Origin of the sequence: Aquimarina sp. MMG015, from assembly GCF_018100855.1 — a bacterium.
Classification (GTDB): Bacteria; Bacteroidota; Bacteroidia; order Flavobacteriales; family Flavobacteriaceae; genus Aquimarina; species Aquimarina latercula.
Window position 1 is genome coordinate 419620 of sequence record NZ_JAGJEB010000002.1, and the last position, 17349, is coordinate 436968.

Below are 17349 nucleotides of genomic sequence, written 5' to 3' on the forward strand. Positions count from 1 at the left end.
ACTTAAATGATTTTACACTTAGAATATAGGACTTACTATTTCCATTTATTCAAAACACTCTCAATTTTTGACTGCACATCTGATCTAATTTCTGTCTTTCTTTTTCCTTTACCAAATTGTTCGTCATAATTAGTCTCTGTATGCCGTATATGTGCTTGTACGGCCAAGTCAATCATTTGTGGGTCAAATTCTTTGGCGTCTGCAGTACGTCCTACCCTTCCACTATGTTTCTTGCAAGCATGTGATGCTATCTTAAACTCTCGCTTTTGAGGACAATTAGGATATTTATTTCTTATTGCATTTGCAAAATTTAAGATATACACTTTATCTTTCTGTTCTCTTACAATAGCTGCCTTTTTATTTTTAAGCTCTCTAGCTTCTCTATCATTTTCGCACTCTAACCGTGCTTTTTCAATTGCTATTTCTTCTACAAACTGCCCTTTACGCTCGTAACGCTTTCTACGTTGATTCCATTTTAAAACGACTCCACAAAGTTTTGAGTGTTTTTTAGACCTTCTAGTCATCGCAGCATTTCCTGCCGGTAATAAGGAGTATCCCAAAAATGGTGAACAAGCAAAACAAGTACCTTTATGATCTTCGGTTTCTGCAACAAACGATTTACCAAAAGGAATTTTTTTACCACAACAAACACAACGTTGTTTTTCTTTTCTAGTTAGAAATATATTTTGAGAAACTGTAGCCAATATAATTTTACTTTTAAGCTACGAAAATAATATTTTATTCTATTTACATCATTAATTAACAATAACGTTTAAATAGTTCTTTTTAATAATTTACAAGTAATAAATGGGGAAAATTCAAATTTTTCCGTTTTAATGTTTGTTTTGTTACGGTTTTTCCGTAGTTTAGTGGTGCCTTAAATCTTAAAATCATAATGCTTATGCAAAAAACTACCCTAGAGAAGCGGTTTAATTCGCAAAATTTAGCAGAGAAATATCGTAACATTTGGAACAAAGGGATACACCTTTTTTCTATAAACGATGCTAATAGAGACTTTTACTATAGTATATTCTACATAGACTTTTTATTCGCCGAAATAATTTATAATAAATTAAACGGTGAAATTATTGCAATAAAAAGTTTTACAGACAAATCTAAGTTAATGTATTATCTCAGAGAAGATTTTAACTAGAACAGCACCTTATTATTATTTGAGTATATAAGTACAATGCGTCTTAAATTAGTTTCTAAATTGAAACATTTTACCCCACTTATCGTGAACAAATTTGAATTTTTTGCCCTAAATAATTCACCAAATTTCTCGGTACTTATATGCTCGATAATTATTGTTTTATAAATTCAGCTATCAAAATTATTATATAAATCCAAAAATTGTATAATACTGTATAACTAATCCCATACCTAATACTTTTGGGAAGATTACCTTTGCAAACTGGAGATTTTTTAAAAACCAAACGTAATGCCCTAAAGAAAATCCAATAAAGCATCGCTAAAAATGTAATTAAAACACTCCATAGCACTCCTCCAAACAACCATAAAAATACTCCTATTAAAATAGTTATTAGAATCCATAATAATATACTTAATACTGTACCCTCGCATCCATCACCAACATCTGGTATATCAGTATCTATATTAAAAAAATCAGATACACCTTCCCTATCATAATCCAATCGATCCGTCATTTTGCCTAAATTATCTTTTAGTTTTACACCATAATATAGACCGATTGTAATAAAGAGAAAAAATATCACAGATAGTATCGTAGTGGATAGCATAGAATTTTCGATAATAGTTCTTTCCTTTTCTAATCCAAATTGCCAAACCTGAAATATTGTGATAAATATGACCAATAACGTAATATAAAATACGCCTTTAGTAGTTATATAATTTAATCTGGATTTCTTTTTCGTACTCATTTATAAATTTATCCTAAATGCTTGTTGTAACTTATTAGCTTGTTTAGACGGTATTCCTGCTTCATTAGCATAGTAACTCCAATTAGCTACAACATCTAATACTTGTTGTATTTCTGTTTTGCTATTTTTATAGCTTATTTTACTCCCTACAGTTAATAAATCGCTGATAGTAAAATCGTTTCTCTTTCCATTAATTGACATTTGGTGCATGCTAGTCCATATCCCTGTTGGATTGTAAGAATATGTAATATCATATGCAGGAGCTAATTTCCACACTCCTTGTTCATCCATTAGAAATGAAATATTTTTAGTATGATCATCTTGATTTCTTGCAATAACATTTAACAACATTCTTTTATATAACTGAATAGCATCTCGATGCGGTAATCTAAGCTGTCGCATAATATCAAATGCATTCTCATAAGAATATGCTCCTGGAGATTTATAATCAAAATGTGCTAAAGAACATAATGTTTGCATATGTAACTTCTTATTATTAGGTAAACGATCAAATCGCTTGGTCATAAAATGTGCTCTATTATATTCTTGAAACAATTGAGAATGTTCCATTTCAATTCCACAATCTAATGCCATTAAATAATATGCATATTCTATTTTCCCATAACCTTGTGGATCTCCTAAAGACACATCATTTACTCCATCGAATTTAAACAGATAATGCTCAAAACCCTCAGGAACATCCGTTTGACCGGATTTAATTTCACCTGTTTTAGAATTATATGCTATAATTGCCTTTGCTCTTTGTCCACCAGCAGAAGTACCTACTTTTATTAATTCATTTAAATGTTCAGTTTCATCAATATTAAGTTCAATTTGTTCTCTAGAATCTAGAACTTTCTGAGCGAGTATAACTAATTTATCTATTACCACATTACTTGCTACTTTATTCCCTAAATTTCTCGCAGGTTGAAACTCTAAGGCTCCCATACCTCGAGATCCTATATAACATAGACGATCTAAAGGTGTAAACTGTGCTTTTGGTATATTATTAAGTAACAACCATTGGTCTATCAATCTATTTCCAAAATCATCAGGCAATACATCTGATAACATTCCAGGAAGTCCTTTGTAAGTATCTTCGTTAAGACGAGGAAAACTATATATTCTTCTCTCTGATGTGCCTAAAGGCATATGTATAGGAGAAACCTCCCAATTATTATTTAAAAATTCAGAGAAATACTCAAAAGATGCGTACTTCTTATCAGTATCCCAACTTAAAGCTCCTAATTCTTTTCCCCAGAGTGTTATTTTTATTACATCTACCATGATGATTTGTTTGGTTTATCTTTTGAATTTCCAGAAGCTCTTTCTCTTTCTTTTCCTTTTAATTTCAATAATTCAACAGGACTAATACCAGGATCCGGCAAAAAAGAACTTAAAGCATCAAGTTCTCCAAAAGCTCGCAATATTTGAATAAATGTAAGTAAGGTTGTCGCTTTACCAGACTCGAAATTTTTTATCGTTTGCACATGTACTCCTGCTCTTTTAGAAAGCTCTTCTTGTGTTATATTAAGATTAAGCCTTCTCTTTTTTACGCGTTGCGTAAGCTCTAACAAAACATCATTATCCGAAAATCTACTTAAATCCATAATCTATAAATTAAGGTATACAAAATTATACTTTATAAGTAATAATATCTCCAAAGTATAGCTAAATATACTTTAAAAAAAATATATACAAATATAATAAAGTATATTAAAATATACACAATCATATTAAAAAGTATATAAAGTATATTTTGATATACTTTAAAAATAACTGATTTATTTATAAGAAAATACAGTTAAAAACCCCTTTTAGCACACTATATATATTCATAATTTTACTAAGAATATAGTTACCCTTCAATCGTCTTATTGCCTCATAAAATATCTGAGGTATGAAAAATTATATCCAATTACGCACAATTAGTATATTATTATTGCTTTTAATCCTTTGTCAGAGTTGTATATCAACACGAGTTGTCAGCGAGTATGATAATGATTCTATAATAAAACATCATAAAACATCTTGGAGTTATGCTTGGGGTTTAGTAACTCCTAAAGATATCAACCCAGAATGTGAATCTAAAAAAATGAATGCTGTTACTAGCAAAACCAATCTTGGGTATATTTTAATTTCAGCAATTACTCTTGGTATAGTAGTCCCACAAACAATAGAATGGGAATGCGCACCTGTAGAAACTCCTATCGAAGATTTATAACTATCTAAAAACTTCAAAAATGGCATTACCAAAAGGCATAGAAATACTACCAATAACTTCTTGGGAAAACAGACATCAAAATTTTACTCAAAAATTAACTAAAAATGCTTCTTTTAAAATAAGAAATAACCATTTCTTATCTAAAAGTTCTGAGAAATATAAGGCTACTACTAAAAACATCCAATGGTTAATAAGACATGCTATTAAAAATAAAATCCGATTGCGAGCAATGGGTAGCGGTTGGTCTTTTTCTAAAGTAGCCGTTTCTGAAGGAGGTATTATTGATACTAAATCACTTAGGCTTTCCTTTTCTATCTCTAAATCATATGTAGCAAAAGATTATTTAAACGATGGAGGTATCCCAGAAAACTTATTTTTTTCGCAATGTGGAATGTCAATTTTACAACTAAATGCCAAACTTGAAAAAGAAAAAAGACCAAGCAGATCCATTAAAGCATCTGGTGCCAGCAATGGTCAAACTATTGCAGGAGCATTATCTACAGGAACACACGGTGCTGCTTATAACGTTGGTGCATTACAAGATTTTGTAGTTGGATTACACTTAATAGTAGGCAAGGATAGGCATGTTTGGTTAGAGCGAGCGTCTACTCCTATTATGTCTGATAAGTTTGTTAATTGGTTAGGAGCAGAAAGAATTCAGGATGATATTATGTTTAATGCTGCAATCGTAAGTTTTGGAAGTTTTGGTTTCATTCATGGTGTATTAATAGAAACAGAACCCAAATTTTTATTAGAAGAACATCGTATTGATAAAGTAGCATATAATGATGCTTTAAAAAATACAATGACTACACAAAACTTTTCTGGTATTAAAGATTTAATGCCTTTTCCTGAAGTTTCTCCAGATCGAGAATTATACCATTTTGAAATACTTATAAATCCATATGATTTTAAACCTAATAATATCGACAAAGGTGTTTTTATTAAGGTTGCATACAAGAGAAAATATCGTGACGATTACATACGAAGAGAAAGAGATCAAAATGGATTAACATATGGAGATGATTTATTAGGTTTAATACAAACTATGATGGACAGTCTAGGTACTTTATCTGTAAAATTAGTACCAAGCTTAGTTAATCTATTATTTCCTTTAGCTTATAAAGAAACTCCTGCTTTAGAAGGCACTATTGGAGAAACATATAACAATACTAAATTTAGAGGAAAAGTAGCAAGTGCGGCCCTCGGAATCGATATTAAAGATAGCGTACAAGTAGTACAAGAAATAATGGATATTATTGATAATGGCAATCCTTTTCCTGGAGGAATTTCTTTGCGATATGTAAAAGGCACAAAAGCATTATTAGGTTTTACAAAATTCACTAAAACATGTGTTTTAGAATTAGATGGTGTTGACTCTAAATTAACCAGAGAGTTTTATGACAAAATATGGAATAGATTAGAAGCAAAAAACATTGCATATACACTACATTGGGGTAAAATAAATTTCAATCTTAACTATAATAGGATACAAAAAATGTATGGCGCTGCTATTGTCCAGCATTGGATAGATTCACGTAACGAGCTTCTTGATAATAATACGCGAGAAGTATTTACCAATAAGTTTTTGGAACAATGTGGATTGAATAAAAAATCTGGGATAATTGTTTAATCATAAATACGATAATCACTGCCTATTTAGATTTATAAAACATATTAAGAATCAATCCAGTAATTACCATTATAGTACCTAAAACGCTAAGCAAAGGATATTGGTCTCCGAATAAGAAAATACCAGCTATCATGGTAAATATTACCTCCATGTATTTTAAAGAAACTACCTTATTAGTAACTTGTGATTGAAAAGCTTTTGTCATAAATAGTTGGCCAAAATAGCCGAAGATCCCTAAGCTTAATAATAATACCCACTCCATACCTTGCGGAGTTTTCTCCCAATTAAAAATAGATAAAATTCCACCTAAAACAGTAGCAATCCACATGAAATAGTTCACAATAACTACGGGATGGTCTCCTAACCCTATTTTATTAATTAAAACATATACAAACCCACTAAATAATGCAGAAAAAACAATTAATAATAATCCTAAAGAATTAATCTCTGCATCAAATCCTTTAATAATTAAAACACCTGTAAACGCTAACAAAAAAAATAACCACTGGATATTTTTAACTTTTTCTCTTAGAAATATAACTGCTAATATAGTAGCAAAAATAGGAGAAAGATACCGTAGAGATACTGCAGAACCTATTTTAAGATATTCTACCGACATAAAAAACAATCCCATAGAGGTTACACCTGCTAAACCACGAAGTACTAGTAACTTCTTTTGATTTCCTAGAATTGATATTTTATGGTGAATTAAAAATGGCATAGTGAAAAACAAAGTTCCGATTGATCTAAAAAAAACTAACTGATATGCACTAAAACCAACTAAATATTTAACCAGTAAATTCATCACCGTAAAAGAAACGGTGCTCAGTAACATAAAATAAATTGCTTTTTTCAAATACTCTTTGTTTTAAACCAAATATGGAACATTATTAATCTTACAAAGATAGAGTATGTACCAATATTATTTAATCATTAACGAGTATGTTATTATTAAAAAACAATGGTTAAAATAATAATTCACTTATTTTTTGGCTTCTTTTTTGCTTATATCAAAATATAAAAAGTAAAGAAATTAAAGAGCTATTACTTCTGTAACTAATGAAACATAAAGAATGTTTTAAAATATTTTCACTATTTTAACAGCCTATTTAGTCCCCTAACCTACTATGAAAAAAGTCCTCTATATACTTCTATTACTGATATCCAATGGTATATATAGTCAAGTGTACACCATCAAAGATTCTGTACAAAAATTCCCTATATCGTATGCTACAATTTCATTTGGCAATGGCAATGGATTGTTTGCTGACGAAGGTGGAATCTTTAAATTTTCAAAAAAAAGATATAGCGACATCGATTCATTATATATATCGGCACTTGGATATAAAGAAAAAGGTCTTAGCACAAATAATATCCCAAAGAGTATTTTATTAACACCTGATATTGCCGAACTTCAAGAAGTAGTTTTAAAAGCAGAAAATTTAGGTAAATACAAGACAAAGAAAAAAGGTTCTAAAATACATGATGATTACTTTAGATGTTGGCTACCTACTGTAGAATCAGAAATAGCTGTCTTTTTCCCTAGGCATTATATAAAATCAACTAAAATTGCTTCTGTTTTTTTACCTGTGATGATGGAAAGCTCCAAAAGATCTTCTAGTAGAAAACAATCTTTTTCTACTTTGTTTAAAATGCAATTCTATGAAAGCACAAATGGTATTCCAGGAAAGAGATTGGCTGGTGATGACATCATTTTTAGAATAACAAATAAAGACAAAACAAATTTCGAACTTGATATTTCTGAATACAAAATATTTGTTCCTAAAAATGGTATATTTATTTCTGTTCAAGTATTAGGTTATACAGATAAGCAAGGAAAACTGCAGCATACCAAAAAATACCACGAAGTAGAAACACGTAAAGGAATCGTAAAAGTCTCTACTACATTTAGACCACTGCTTCCTTTTACCGACAAAATAGACAACAATATTACGTTTACAAGAAGAATCTTTTTCAAAAACAGAACCTGGCAACGCTTCGACAAAGAATACAGCGAAAATAATACATTAATCCAAAAAGGTTTTATGAATTATGGTATGGGAATAAAAATGCATGTTTATGAAAAATAATATCTTCTAATCAAGAAAAGAACGTTTCTTATTATACTGAACTGCTACCTCTAGAGAATTTTGCTGAACAGTTTTATTATCTGTATAATTAACAGCATCTTCTATGTTTAAAAAATTATGTTGACTACCTAAATTATCCGTAAACCCAGATCTTTTAAGAAAATCCCGAACAGGACCAATTGTACCAGTGATTAATAATTGCACTCCTAAATCTTCTAAATACCTATGAACATCCTCTAAAATATGTAAACCCGTACTATCAATATCATTGATATTGGTACTATCTAAAATCAAAAACTCTGGTAACACCTCTCTTTTATCTATTTGATTTAATATAGCGTCCTTAAAGTAACTAGTATTAGCAAAATATAATTGATCATCAAATCGAATAATCAGATATCTAGATGACCTCGTAGCATCCGGAAATCTTTTGATATTACGATAATAGTTCGTATTCGGAATATTTACCAATTCTGCAACATGTGGTCTCGAGCTATAATATTGTAAAAAAATGTACGATAATATGACTCCAATAAAAATCCCTTTTTCTACACCAAAAACTAATGTCCCAATAAATGTTATGAACATTACGATAAACTCCCTTCGTCTTAATGCGAGAAGATATCTTGCCTCACTGATATTGATCAATCCAAAAACTGAAACTAATATAATAGCCGCTAAAACAGCATTTGGAATATAATAAAAGAACGAAGTCAAGAACAATAAAGATATAATCACCATAATAACAGTGATGATAGATGAAATTGTAGTCTTTCCTCCCGCCTCATCATTAATAGCCGATCTACTATAGCTTCCTGAAGAAGGGATTGCCTGAAAAAATGCACCAACAACTTTTGCTAGACCTAAAGCCAATAATTCTTGATTAGGCCGAACTATATGATCTCTATTTTTAATCTCTAAGGATTTAGCTATACCTATACTACCAACATAACCAATAAAAGTAACTGTTAACACGGAAGGAATTAATGCAATCATAGAATCATAACTCATATCAGGAATACTAAAAGATGGTAAACCTTTTGGAACATCTTCTATTACTGAAAGACCTAATTTTTTTAAATCAAAAATAATTGTAATTACCGTTGTTATTATTAAAACAAAAAGTGCCCCCGGAAATGATTTTTTAATTTTTTTAAGAATAAGCATAACTACTATTGATCCCAAACACATACTTAATGTGATTACATGAATCGAAGAAATGTTTTTTATAGCATACCATATTGATTCATGTGGGTAATCAAAATTCGGAATTTTAATTCCTAATGATTCACTAAGTTGAGAAACGATAATAATAATAGCTGCAGCAGAAATAAAGCCCGAAATTACAGGTTGTGAGATCAAATTAACCAAAAATCCCATCCTTAGCAGACTAAGTACAATCTGTAATATTCCTATTAATAAACCAGAAAAAATCACCAAATTAGTAAACTCTTCAGTAAAAGGAGTCGCAAGCTGACTTACTCCACTCATTACTAAAATTGCAGTTACTGCTACAGGACCAATACTTAATTGTCTTGATGTTCCAAAAAAAGCATATATAATCAACGGAATTAAACAAGCATACAGTCCATATATTGGTGGGGTTCCCATAAGCAAAGCATATGCAATCGCCTGAGGAATAAGTACTACCCCTACAGTTATACCCGCAATAGCATCAGAAGCAAAAGTTATTTTGCCATAGCCCTTTAAAGCCTCTAAAATGGGAATTATTTTATTCAAAGAATTATTGCTAGTTGATTTTTTATTCGTAATGGTAAATCTACGACAGTTTAATAATTTATACCAATTGATTTTAAAAAAGCGCTTGTATTTTTTGGTTTTACCTATTTTTGGGATGAAACATACTTAAATGAACGAAACACTACTTCTTATTCTTTTAGCAATAGTTGGTTTTATAGCAGGAGTCATAAATACTATAGCTGGAGGAGGATCTTTGTTAACATTACCGATGCTTATCTTTATGGGATTGCCACCAGCAATAGCAAATGGCACAAACCGAATCGGGATTTTTATTCAGAGTATTACATCGGTTGCTGGATTTAAAAGCAAAGGTATAAAACCATCAATTTTTAGTGTATACTTAGGCCTATCTGCATTGATAGGGTCGCTAATCGGAGCAAAAATAGCAATCAACATAAAAGGTGAAACCTTTAATAAGATACTCGCAATTGTAATGTTGATTGTGGTTCTTTTTATGGTTTTTAAACCTAAAATTAATTTGAAAGATTTTACAGAACGAATACAAGGAAAGTATCGTGTGTTTTCTATCATTACCTTTTTTATAATTGGAATATACGGTGGTTTCATACAGGCAGGAGTTGGCATTTTTATTCTTTTGGCATTAAGTACCATTAATAAAATGAGCCTAGTTTCTTCAAATGCTGTAAAAGCTTTAGTGGTTTTTATATACACCATTGGTGCATTGATTATTTTTGCATACAATAATCAAATCAATTATTTATATGGATTTGTGTTAGCTTTTGGTAATGCCAGTGGTGGTTGGATCGCCAGTAGATGGTCTGTAAAAAAAGGAGATGGAATTGTTAAAATATTTTTGGTAATAATGGTAATAGCTATGGCTATTAAGCTATGGATAGATAGTTAATCTTACATTAAAATATTTCCTGTTTTATCACCATTTTATACCTTGTTAAGGAAACTAAAATCACATATAATGAAAACATATACCCTTGGCATTTTTGCTCTTAGCATATTTTTAATCAGTTGTAAATCAAATGTAAAAGAAGAAAAAACAGCAAATACCGATGAAGCTAATGCAAAAGAAGAATCTATAAAAAAACCAATTTCCGACTTAAAAATTATCCCAATCTCACATGCAACAGCAGTATTAGAATATAAAGACAATATTATATATATAGATCCCACTGGAGGGATAAAAGCGTTTGAAAATCAAAAAACACCCAGTATAATTCTGATTACGGATATTCATGGAGATCATATGAATATCGAAACACTTAATAGTTTGGACATCTCAAAATCAAAAATTGTTGTTCCACAAGCGGTTGCTGAAAAACTACCTGCTAATTATACCAAACAATTAGTAATCATAAACAATGGAGAAGTAAAGGAAGTAAATGGAATCTCCATTGAAGCAATACCTATGTATAATTTAAGAGAAGAAGCGCTAAAATTTCATAATAAAGGTCGTGGGAACGGATATGTTATTACATTGGGTGAAGAGCGATTATATTTCTCAGGAGATACAGAAGATATTCCTGAAATGAGAGCACTAAAAGATATAGATAAAGCATTTGTTTGCATGAACCTACCCTACACTATGACCGTAGAGAGTGCTGCTGATGCTGTATTAGAATTCAAACCAAAAGAAATATACCCTTATCACTATAGAGGAACAGATGGATTTAGTGATGTAGTTAAGTTTAAAGAAATTGTAACTAAGGGTAATTCAGAAATAGCAGTAGTACAATTAAACTGGTATTCTAAATAAAAAAAGTGCTGAAAAAACAAAAAGCATTTACAGAAATTAACTGTAAATGCTTTTTGTTTTTTATTTAGCTAGATACTTATCAAATCTTTTTTACACGAACTGCATTCAATCCTTTCATTCCCATCTCCAATTCGAATTGTACTTTATCTCCTTCTTTAACTTCTTGCATTAAGCCATTTACATGAACAAAAAACTTTTCTTGTGATTCTTGTTCTGTAATAAAACCGTATCCCTTAGAGTCATTAAAAAATGCTACTCTACCTTTTTTAATAGGATCTTCTTCAACATGTTCTTTTTTAGGAATACCGATTTCAATATTTTCGGCTTTTATCTTTTTCTTTTTTGATGGATCTGGAGGGGTATCCGTAAGATGTCCATTTTCATCAACATATGCAATCATGTTATCAAAACCACTTCCTTTTTTAGAATTAGCTCTACGCTCTTCTTTCTTTTTTTGCTTCTCCTCGCGTTTTTTCTGTTTCTTTTTTTCCTTTTCAATTTTGCTAAAAGTCTGCTGCGATTTTGCCATGTATTATAAATATGAATTTATTTGTTAAGTAATGAATCGTCATCGAAATACTAAACAAACAATTGGAAAATCACAATATCACTTTATTGACTTACCGAATAATTGACCCAGCGGTTACAACGACTAATTACATTGAATATGTAATTATTTACTGCAAAGATAAATTATACTTTTTAATTTCTTAGTAATTAAGTACTAATTTAATCCACAAGTTATCATATAAATACGTGAGGAATACTATCTTTCACTAAAACGTAACATCTCATAAGGGGATAACATTCGCGAAGTAAACGCCCTACATCTTCTTAATGCAGTCCGAGTCTGTGGACTTCTTTCTAATATTATTGGTCTACTTCCAAACAATCTTATTGCTGGTATAGCACTGGCATAACAGATAAAATACATATACGCATTACATAAAGCTTCTAGACTTCCGGGGTTTCTAGAAACTCTAGTGTTAGAAAGTGTTTCTCTATCAGATTCAGAAAAAAATCGATAACTAATCTTACCGGCATGTGTCATTACATGCCCAATTTCGTGAATTAATGTTGGAATAATTCCAATATTTTGATATCGCCATAACGCTCCGTATGTAATTATTATGCCTTCACTTTCATCAAAAAACGAAGTATTTGCATCATCATATCCAGGATTTAGACCACCTGTATATCGCTCTGATCTACCTCTACCCGCAGAATCAGCAAATATAATCCCTGCTGGTTTACGATCTTTTAACCATCTTAAATGTCCGGAAGGTATTAAATCTAATGTTCTTTCTAACAATAATACTTCCGAACGTATTACCTGATATATATTAATTGAAACATTCTCATTAGATCTATAATAATGTATATCAATTAAATTCTCATTCTCTACCTCTTGATAAAAACCTCTTATACGATCATGTTGCCATGAATCTAAAGGATTTGGTGCAAAATAATTAGGCTCACTGCTCCTTCTTCTTCCTGAGCCATAACCACCGATAATAATATCTTGATGGTACGACTGTCCAATCATATGAATTGCCATAGTAATAATTATTTTAATTAGTTAAATTGATTAGTATTTAGTGAAAAACAAAACATAAAAGTTAACCTGAAAAAGATAAAAGTTTTCCAAAGCAATTATTCAATCATTACATTTGATGCTTTAATTAAAGTATCTAGTATAAATATCCATTCGGTAATGCTAAAAAAGAATAACAAAGATCATAGACATTTTATGATCTATAAACCTTATGGGTATTTAAGTCAGTTTTTAAACAACGGACAAAAACAAAACTCTAAAAAATTGCTAGGAGATCTCTTTGATTTTCCAAATGGTACGATGGCAATTGGCAGATTAGATGAAAAATCGGAAGGTTTATTACTATTAACCACAGACGGTAAAACAAGTAACTATATATGTAGTAGAAAAATAGAAAAAGAATATTACGCTCAAGTGGATGGTGATATTACGGATGATGCAATATCTAAATTAATGAATGGAGTAGAAATTGGTTTTAATGGCAAAAAATATATGACCAATCCCTGTAAAGCTTTTAAGATTAAAGGAATTCCTGATTTTCCGGAAAGATCAAAAAAAATAAGAGATGATAGACATGGACCAACTACTTGGGTTTCTATCACATTAACAGAAGGTAAATTTAGACAGGTACGAAAAATGACTTCGGCTGTAGGCTTTCCTACTTTACGATTAATACGAGTGAGAATTGGAAATATTCTACTAAAAAACATGGAGCCAGGAGAAGTAATAGAGCTGCAAACAGTAATACAGTAAGTAGTTTACGGTTACGTTTTAATAGATTTGTCATTAAAAAACTATCTTTTAAACACGCATCACCTAAACATCTACATTAGTCCACAATTTCCCCATTAAAAACCCACAAAATAATTTAAGAAAACCTAGTAAACTACATCTTTGAGGTATATAACAATAAATCATTCTTAAATTATGAAAAGCAAATTAAAATTATCAATCTTATCTACAGCGATTTTTACTGTACTGACCTTTATCTCTTGTGAAAAAGAAGAAATTCAATCAGAAAGCATAGTATTAGAAGACCTTGAAACTACTTCTGAAATCAATGGCAAAGCAACTGCGATATCTCCTGTTAGCCGTTATTATTCTGGAGGATCAAATACGGTACACACGTATAGAGTTTTAAACCTTGGTGTTGGAATTGGAACTTATGAAGGCAGACCATTTAAACTAGGTACCTATGATTATAATCAATCGGCACCATCCGGAACTAAACAGGTCTTTTTTCTATTAGCTCCTGGAAATAAAGATTTCGTTATGACCACGAGTGGATCAGAACAATTTAGTTTATTAAGGAAAGGGTGGAAAGATTATAGTGTTAGAACCCTATACGGAAACATTAAGAAAGCTTCATACATTCATAGCAGCGCAGGAAGCGGAAGAGTAAAACTTTATAGATTTTATGGATCTTCAAATACAGATCATTTATATACTACAAACTACAATGAAGGTGTTAGTGCTGGATATTCATATGAAGGTGTAATAGGATATGTACATCGCTAAATAAACCACTTTGATCATATATACAAAAGGGGTATCTAATTATAGATACCCCTTTATAACACCAAATAATTTTACGAAATTATTTTATTTTTTTGATGATATATCGAATCTATATATAAAATCCAATCCCAAAAATAAAGCACTATCGAATTCACTATTCAGTCGTATTCTTTCATCGTTATTAAGTGTAAATGTTAACAACTGAACACCTGATGTATCATCTGATGCATAAACACCATAATCTGTAGTATCTAAACCAAACTTGGCTCTTATTAATAAAGAATCGTCAAATAATTCATAGGAACCGTAAAAACCAACTCTTACAGATTCTTCTTGCGCATAAAACTCAACATCTTGATCTACTAAATTATATGATTTAACAGAGGTTCTTAGATCCAAACCTAAACTAAAATGATTGTATAATTTATAGTTTACTTCTAAACGAATTGGAAGAACAGCATCCATATGAAACTTTTTATTTGCTGACCTATAAAAGAAACCTAAAAGAGGTGTTATAATTGTTCCAAAATTCTCTGAGGAAGAGTATAGTCCAAATTTTCCTCTTACGTTATCATTATACTGAAAATCCAAAAGTGCAATTCCACCAATTTGAAAATCCCTAGAACCTATATTTTCGAAATTAGAAGCCAATTTAGGAAGCACTACATAGGTACCAGACCATTTTTCTGAATGGTTAATTTTTACTCCAGCATTTAATCGAGTCATTATGAGATTTTGATTGGATGATACACTTGAAAAATCTAGACTCGTATGCTCTACGGTTAACCCTGTTAACAAAATTAAATCATCATTTATAATTTTAGGGTATATAACTTCAAAATTGACATTTGTTACATCAGTATCAAAGGTCTTTCCTTTATCTTCAAAATTGGCTCTAGAAACATTTAATCGAACAATATCTGTATAATCCTGTCCATTTGTAAAAAAAGAACATATAATAAAGAAGGAAAATAAAACCCATTTTTTCATAAAGAATATTTAATACTTTGAAAAATAATTAAAATACACATTAATTATTCATCCTCATTTAACAATCGTTGAAATTCTTCTAGATATTCACCAACATGGTATCCATCCATTAAGCCATGATGAACATGCACAGAGATTGGGAGAAGGATTTCATCTTCTATTTTAGCATACTTACCGAAGGATATTTTTGGAACACTATCCTTATATTGAAAATGTCTAGCATGTGAAATACTCGTAAAATTATACCAAGGAATTGATGAAACATGTAAGCTATCCATTCGTTTAGCATTATCATTATGTCGTAATCCTGTAGAGCTTTTAACCGCCTCTATTTCCTTTTGAGCATTTTGTTCGAACACTTTAAAGTTTTCATCATACTCTATAAATGAAAAACCAAAAGTATGATCATCTCTTCCTATAGTGGCAGAAACGTGTACTTGATCATACACATAAACCTTGTTTTCCTCGATTCTATATCGAAATGGTTCTATAGTATTTGCTGCTTTTACTGCTTTATGCAAATAATAGAGGAAATAGGAATATCCGTTTTCTTGAATCTTTTGATATCCCTTTGTAAAATTAATGTTAGACACGATCCCAAAAAAAGGTTCATCAAAAGAACCAAAGAAATCATAATGTTCTTTTCTATTCCAATTTGTGAGATCTAACGCTGTTTTCATTATAAAAATTCTAACAATTCTTTAGAACTATCTAAGCTTTTAAAATTAGGGTTATCAATAGTTCCATTATGCACTTCATGAGCCCAAGTAGTATGAAAAGGAATATGATACGCGTGAGCTCCAATATTTAACACTGGTATGATATCTGATTTTAGAGAATTTCCGATCATCAAGAATTCGGATTCATCAATATCTAAATGATCCACTAATTTCTTGTACTGTTTCTCAGTTTTATTAGAAACAATTTCGATATGATGGAAGTATTTCTCTAATCCAGATTTAATCAATTTTCGTTCTTGATCTAACAAATCTCCTTTAGTAGCCATGACCAAACGATATTTTTTAGATAAGTATTGCAACGTTTCTTCAATCCCATCGATTAACTCAACAGGCTCCTGCAGCATCTGTTTCCCATTAGCTATTAAAGTTTCTATAAGCTTAGCATCCAAATTTCCGTTCGTTATTCGTAACGCTGCTTCGATTAAAGAAAGCGTAAACGGTTTTATTCCATACCCATATAAATCGAGGTTTTGCATCTCAACTTCAAAAAGTAATTTATTTGCTTCTTCTTTAGAGAGATAACTAGAGACAAGTTCACAAAAATCTTCTTCAGCTTTTCTAAAAAAAGTTTCGTTTACCCACAAGGTATCATCTGCATCGAATGCTATTACTTTTATTTTACCTAACATTTGGTATTGTAATATTTAACTATTGGTTCTAAAGACTCTATATTACCATCAAAATAACCTTCGTTAATTTTAGAAATTAAATCAGGACAATCTTTAAAATATTCTATCAACAGTTTTTTGGTTTTCTTAAATTGTAGTCCGGATCTAATTTTTATGACTTCATTACCATCTTCTTCTTTAGACAAATAATACATTGATGTAACCGTCACTGCATCAGACCCAAACGCTGCAGAGGAAATTTCTCTTGGAATATAAAAGCATTCTACTTTTCCAGAAATAGCTTTTTTTAATCGCAAAGTTTTATCAGTACCTTTTAATTGTCGTAACACAAATAGTCCTTCGTATTCTTTACCCGTATCAAACGCAACTATCGATTTAAGCGTTTTATACTTATAATCTTCTTTTTCATTAGTATCGGCTTTCCTAAAAACCAATTTATTACGATCCCATATAACTACTTTCCCTCTTATTTCTGTACCGTCTTTAAAAACTAATACATGTGGAAATTCAGATTGTGCGTATACCCCTATTGAAAACAATAGAAAAACACATATCTTAAAGGTTAGATTCATATTTAAT

At 30.6% G+C, this 17349-nt stretch carries 19 protein-coding genes; 7 read left to right on the forward strand and 12 right to left on the reverse strand.

Translation table 11 applies throughout. The features are described 5' to 3' along the window. Positions 1-35 precede the first annotated feature (35 nt). The 4 genes from J8L88_RS05175 to J8L88_RS05190 all read right to left on the reverse strand — a co-directional run bounded on the left by J8L88_RS05175 (position 36) and on the right by J8L88_RS05190 (position 3511). On the reverse strand, positions 36-704 hold the full coding sequence (locus J8L88_RS05175; protein ID WP_118386277.1) for a DUF2293 domain-containing protein: 669 nt from the start codon (positions 702-704) through the stop codon (positions 36-38). Between the two features lie 600 nt (positions 705-1304). Beyond that, complete coding sequence (locus tag J8L88_RS05180) at positions 1305-1901, reverse strand: hypothetical protein (protein WP_118386278.1); 597 nt, start codon at positions 1899-1901, stop codon at positions 1305-1307. Next, positions 1902-3188 carry a type II toxin-antitoxin system HipA family toxin gene (locus J8L88_RS05185; protein ID WP_118386279.1) on the reverse strand — a complete coding sequence of 429 codons (1287 nt, stop codon included), beginning with the start codon at positions 3186-3188 and terminating at the stop codon, positions 1902-1904. It lies immediately after the preceding gene. Then, the gene (locus tag J8L88_RS05190) at positions 3182-3511 is read right to left on the reverse strand and encodes a helix-turn-helix transcriptional regulator (protein ID WP_027391382.1); all 330 of its coding nucleotides are present in this window, start codon (positions 3509-3511) and stop codon (positions 3182-3184) included. The genes J8L88_RS05185 and J8L88_RS05190 overlap by 7 nt, the downstream gene beginning before the upstream one ends. 290 nt (positions 3512-3801) lie before the next feature. On the opposite strand from J8L88_RS05190, the gene J8L88_RS05195 reads away from it, so the two are divergent. Both J8L88_RS05195 and J8L88_RS05200 read left to right on the forward strand, forming a co-directional pair. Then, complete coding sequence (locus tag J8L88_RS05195) at positions 3802-4125, forward strand: hypothetical protein (protein WP_027391381.1); 324 nt, start codon at positions 3802-3804, stop codon at positions 4123-4125. A 19-nt stretch (positions 4126-4144) separates the two neighbouring features. Next, on the forward strand, positions 4145-5758 hold the full coding sequence (locus tag J8L88_RS05200) for an FAD-binding protein (protein WP_211060148.1): 1614 nt from the start codon (positions 4145-4147) through the stop codon (positions 5756-5758). Between the two features lie 22 nt (positions 5759-5780). Here J8L88_RS05200 and J8L88_RS05205 read toward each other — a convergent pair whose 3' ends face one another. Next, the gene (locus J8L88_RS05205) at positions 5781-6614 is read right to left on the reverse strand and encodes a DMT family transporter (RefSeq protein ID WP_255420150.1); all 834 of its coding nucleotides are present in this window, start codon (positions 6612-6614) and stop codon (positions 5781-5783) included. Between the two features lie 271 nt (positions 6615-6885). On the opposite strand from J8L88_RS05205, the gene J8L88_RS05210 reads away from it, so the two are divergent. Further along, on the forward strand, positions 6886-7848 hold the full coding sequence (locus tag J8L88_RS05210; protein WP_118386283.1) for a hypothetical protein: 963 nt from the start codon (positions 6886-6888) through the stop codon (positions 7846-7848). Between the two features lie 6 nt (positions 7849-7854). Here the strand turns inward: J8L88_RS05210 and J8L88_RS05215 are convergent, their stop codons facing one another. After that, positions 7855-9588, reverse strand: a complete 1734-nt coding sequence (locus J8L88_RS05215; RefSeq protein ID WP_247666419.1) for a SulP family inorganic anion transporter — start codon at positions 9586-9588, stop codon at positions 7855-7857. 130 nt (positions 9589-9718) lie between these two features. Between J8L88_RS05215 and J8L88_RS05220 the strand changes: the two genes are divergently transcribed. Further along, positions 9719-10474, forward strand: a complete 756-nt coding sequence (locus J8L88_RS05220; RefSeq protein ID WP_027391378.1) for a TSUP family transporter — start codon at positions 9719-9721, stop codon at positions 10472-10474. A 69-nt stretch (positions 10475-10543) separates the two neighbouring features. After that, a complete protein-coding gene (locus tag J8L88_RS05225; RefSeq protein WP_027391377.1) occupies positions 10544-11338 on the forward strand; it encodes an MBL fold metallo-hydrolase in 795 nt (264 codons plus the stop codon). 79 nt (positions 11339-11417) lie between these two features. Here J8L88_RS05225 and J8L88_RS05230 read toward each other — a convergent pair whose 3' ends face one another. Continuing rightward, entirely contained in the window at positions 11418-11867 is a 450-nt protein-coding gene (locus J8L88_RS05230; RefSeq protein ID WP_211060149.1) for a cold-shock protein, read from the reverse strand. Between the two features lie 237 nt (positions 11868-12104). Continuing rightward, positions 12105-12896: a hypothetical protein gene (locus J8L88_RS05235; RefSeq protein ID WP_211060150.1), complete on the reverse strand. Its 792-nt coding sequence runs from the start codon at positions 12894-12896 to the stop codon at positions 12105-12107. 156 nt (positions 12897-13052) lie between these two features. On the opposite strand from J8L88_RS05235, the gene J8L88_RS05240 reads away from it, so the two are divergent. Together J8L88_RS05240 and J8L88_RS05245 are read left to right on the forward strand one after the other, a co-directional pair. Then, entirely contained in the window at positions 13053-13646 is a 594-nt protein-coding gene (locus tag J8L88_RS05240) for a pseudouridine synthase (RefSeq protein WP_211060151.1), read from the forward strand. 174 nt (positions 13647-13820) lie between these two features. Further along, complete coding sequence (locus J8L88_RS05245) at positions 13821-14411, forward strand: hypothetical protein (RefSeq protein WP_118386286.1); 591 nt, start codon at positions 13821-13823, stop codon at positions 14409-14411. A gap of 84 nt (positions 14412-14495) precedes the next feature. Here J8L88_RS05245 and J8L88_RS05250 read toward each other — a convergent pair whose 3' ends face one another. The 4 genes from J8L88_RS05250 to J8L88_RS05265 are packed head-to-tail and all read right to left on the reverse strand — an operon-like array spanning position 14496 to position 17342. Then, on the reverse strand, positions 14496-15401 hold the full coding sequence (locus J8L88_RS05250; RefSeq protein WP_211060152.1) for a DUF6268 family outer membrane beta-barrel protein: 906 nt from the start codon (positions 15399-15401) through the stop codon (positions 14496-14498). Positions 15402-15445: 44 nt separating this feature from the next. After that, a complete protein-coding gene (locus J8L88_RS05255) occupies positions 15446-16081 on the reverse strand; it encodes a chloramphenicol acetyltransferase (RefSeq protein ID WP_118386288.1) in 636 nt (211 codons plus the stop codon). Continuing rightward, on the reverse strand, positions 16081-16770 hold the full coding sequence (locus J8L88_RS05260) for an HAD family hydrolase (RefSeq protein WP_027391370.1): 690 nt from the start codon (positions 16768-16770) through the stop codon (positions 16081-16083). The genes J8L88_RS05255 and J8L88_RS05260 overlap by 1 nt, the downstream gene beginning before the upstream one ends. Continuing rightward, positions 16764-17342: a hypothetical protein gene (locus J8L88_RS05265; protein ID WP_027391369.1), complete on the reverse strand. Its 579-nt coding sequence runs from the start codon at positions 17340-17342 to the stop codon at positions 16764-16766. Before J8L88_RS05265 ends, J8L88_RS05260 begins: the two co-directional genes overlap by 7 nt. Between the last annotated feature and the right edge of the window lie 7 nt (positions 17343-17349).

Bases quoted from the DNA above. Each gene is read 5' to 3' on its own strand.
- J8L88_RS05230 (WP_211060149.1), bottom strand. From the start codon at position 11,867: ATGGCAAAATCGCAGCAGACTTTTAGCAAAATTGAAAAGGAAAAAAAG.
- J8L88_RS05220 (WP_027391378.1), top strand. From the start codon at position 9,719: ATGAACGAAACACTACTTCTTATTCTTTTAGCAATAGTTGGTTTTATA.
- J8L88_RS05190 (WP_027391382.1), bottom strand. From the start codon at position 3,511: ATGGATTTAAGTAGATTTTCGGATAATGATGTTTTGTTAGAGCTTACG.
- J8L88_RS05260 (WP_027391370.1), bottom strand. From the start codon at position 16,770: ATGTTAGGTAAAATAAAAGTAATAGCATTCGATGCAGATGATACCTTG.
- J8L88_RS05255 (WP_118386288.1), bottom strand. From the start codon at position 16,081: ATGAAAACAGCGTTAGATCTCACAAATTGGAATAGAAAAGAACATTAT.
- J8L88_RS05210 (WP_118386283.1), top strand. From the start codon at position 6,886: ATGAAAAAAGTCCTCTATATACTTCTATTACTGATATCCAATGGTATA.
- J8L88_RS05240 (WP_211060151.1), top strand. From the start codon at position 13,053: ATGCTAAAAAAGAATAACAAAGATCATAGACATTTTATGATCTATAAA.
- J8L88_RS05195 (WP_027391381.1), top strand. From the start codon at position 3,802: ATGAAAAATTATATCCAATTACGCACAATTAGTATATTATTATTGCTT.
- J8L88_RS05180 (WP_118386278.1), bottom strand. From the start codon at position 1,901: ATGAGTACGAAAAAGAAATCCAGATTAAATTATATAACTACTAAAGGC.
- J8L88_RS05225 (WP_027391377.1), top strand. From the start codon at position 10,544: ATGAAAACATATACCCTTGGCATTTTTGCTCTTAGCATATTTTTAATC.
- J8L88_RS05265 (WP_027391369.1), bottom strand. From the start codon at position 17,342: ATGAATCTAACCTTTAAGATATGTGTTTTTCTATTGTTTTCAATAGGG.
- J8L88_RS05245 (WP_118386286.1), top strand. From the start codon at position 13,821: ATGAAAAGCAAATTAAAATTATCAATCTTATCTACAGCGATTTTTACT.
- J8L88_RS05235 (WP_211060150.1), bottom strand. From the start codon at position 12,896: ATGGCAATTCATATGATTGGACAGTCGTACCATCAAGATATTATTATC.
- J8L88_RS05250 (WP_211060152.1), bottom strand. From the start codon at position 15,401: ATGAAAAAATGGGTTTTATTTTCCTTCTTTATTATATGTTCTTTTTTT.
- J8L88_RS05185 (WP_118386279.1), bottom strand. From the start codon at position 3,188: ATGGTAGATGTAATAAAAATAACACTCTGGGGAAAAGAATTAGGAGCT.
- J8L88_RS05200 (WP_211060148.1), top strand. From the start codon at position 4,145: ATGGCATTACCAAAAGGCATAGAAATACTACCAATAACTTCTTGGGAA.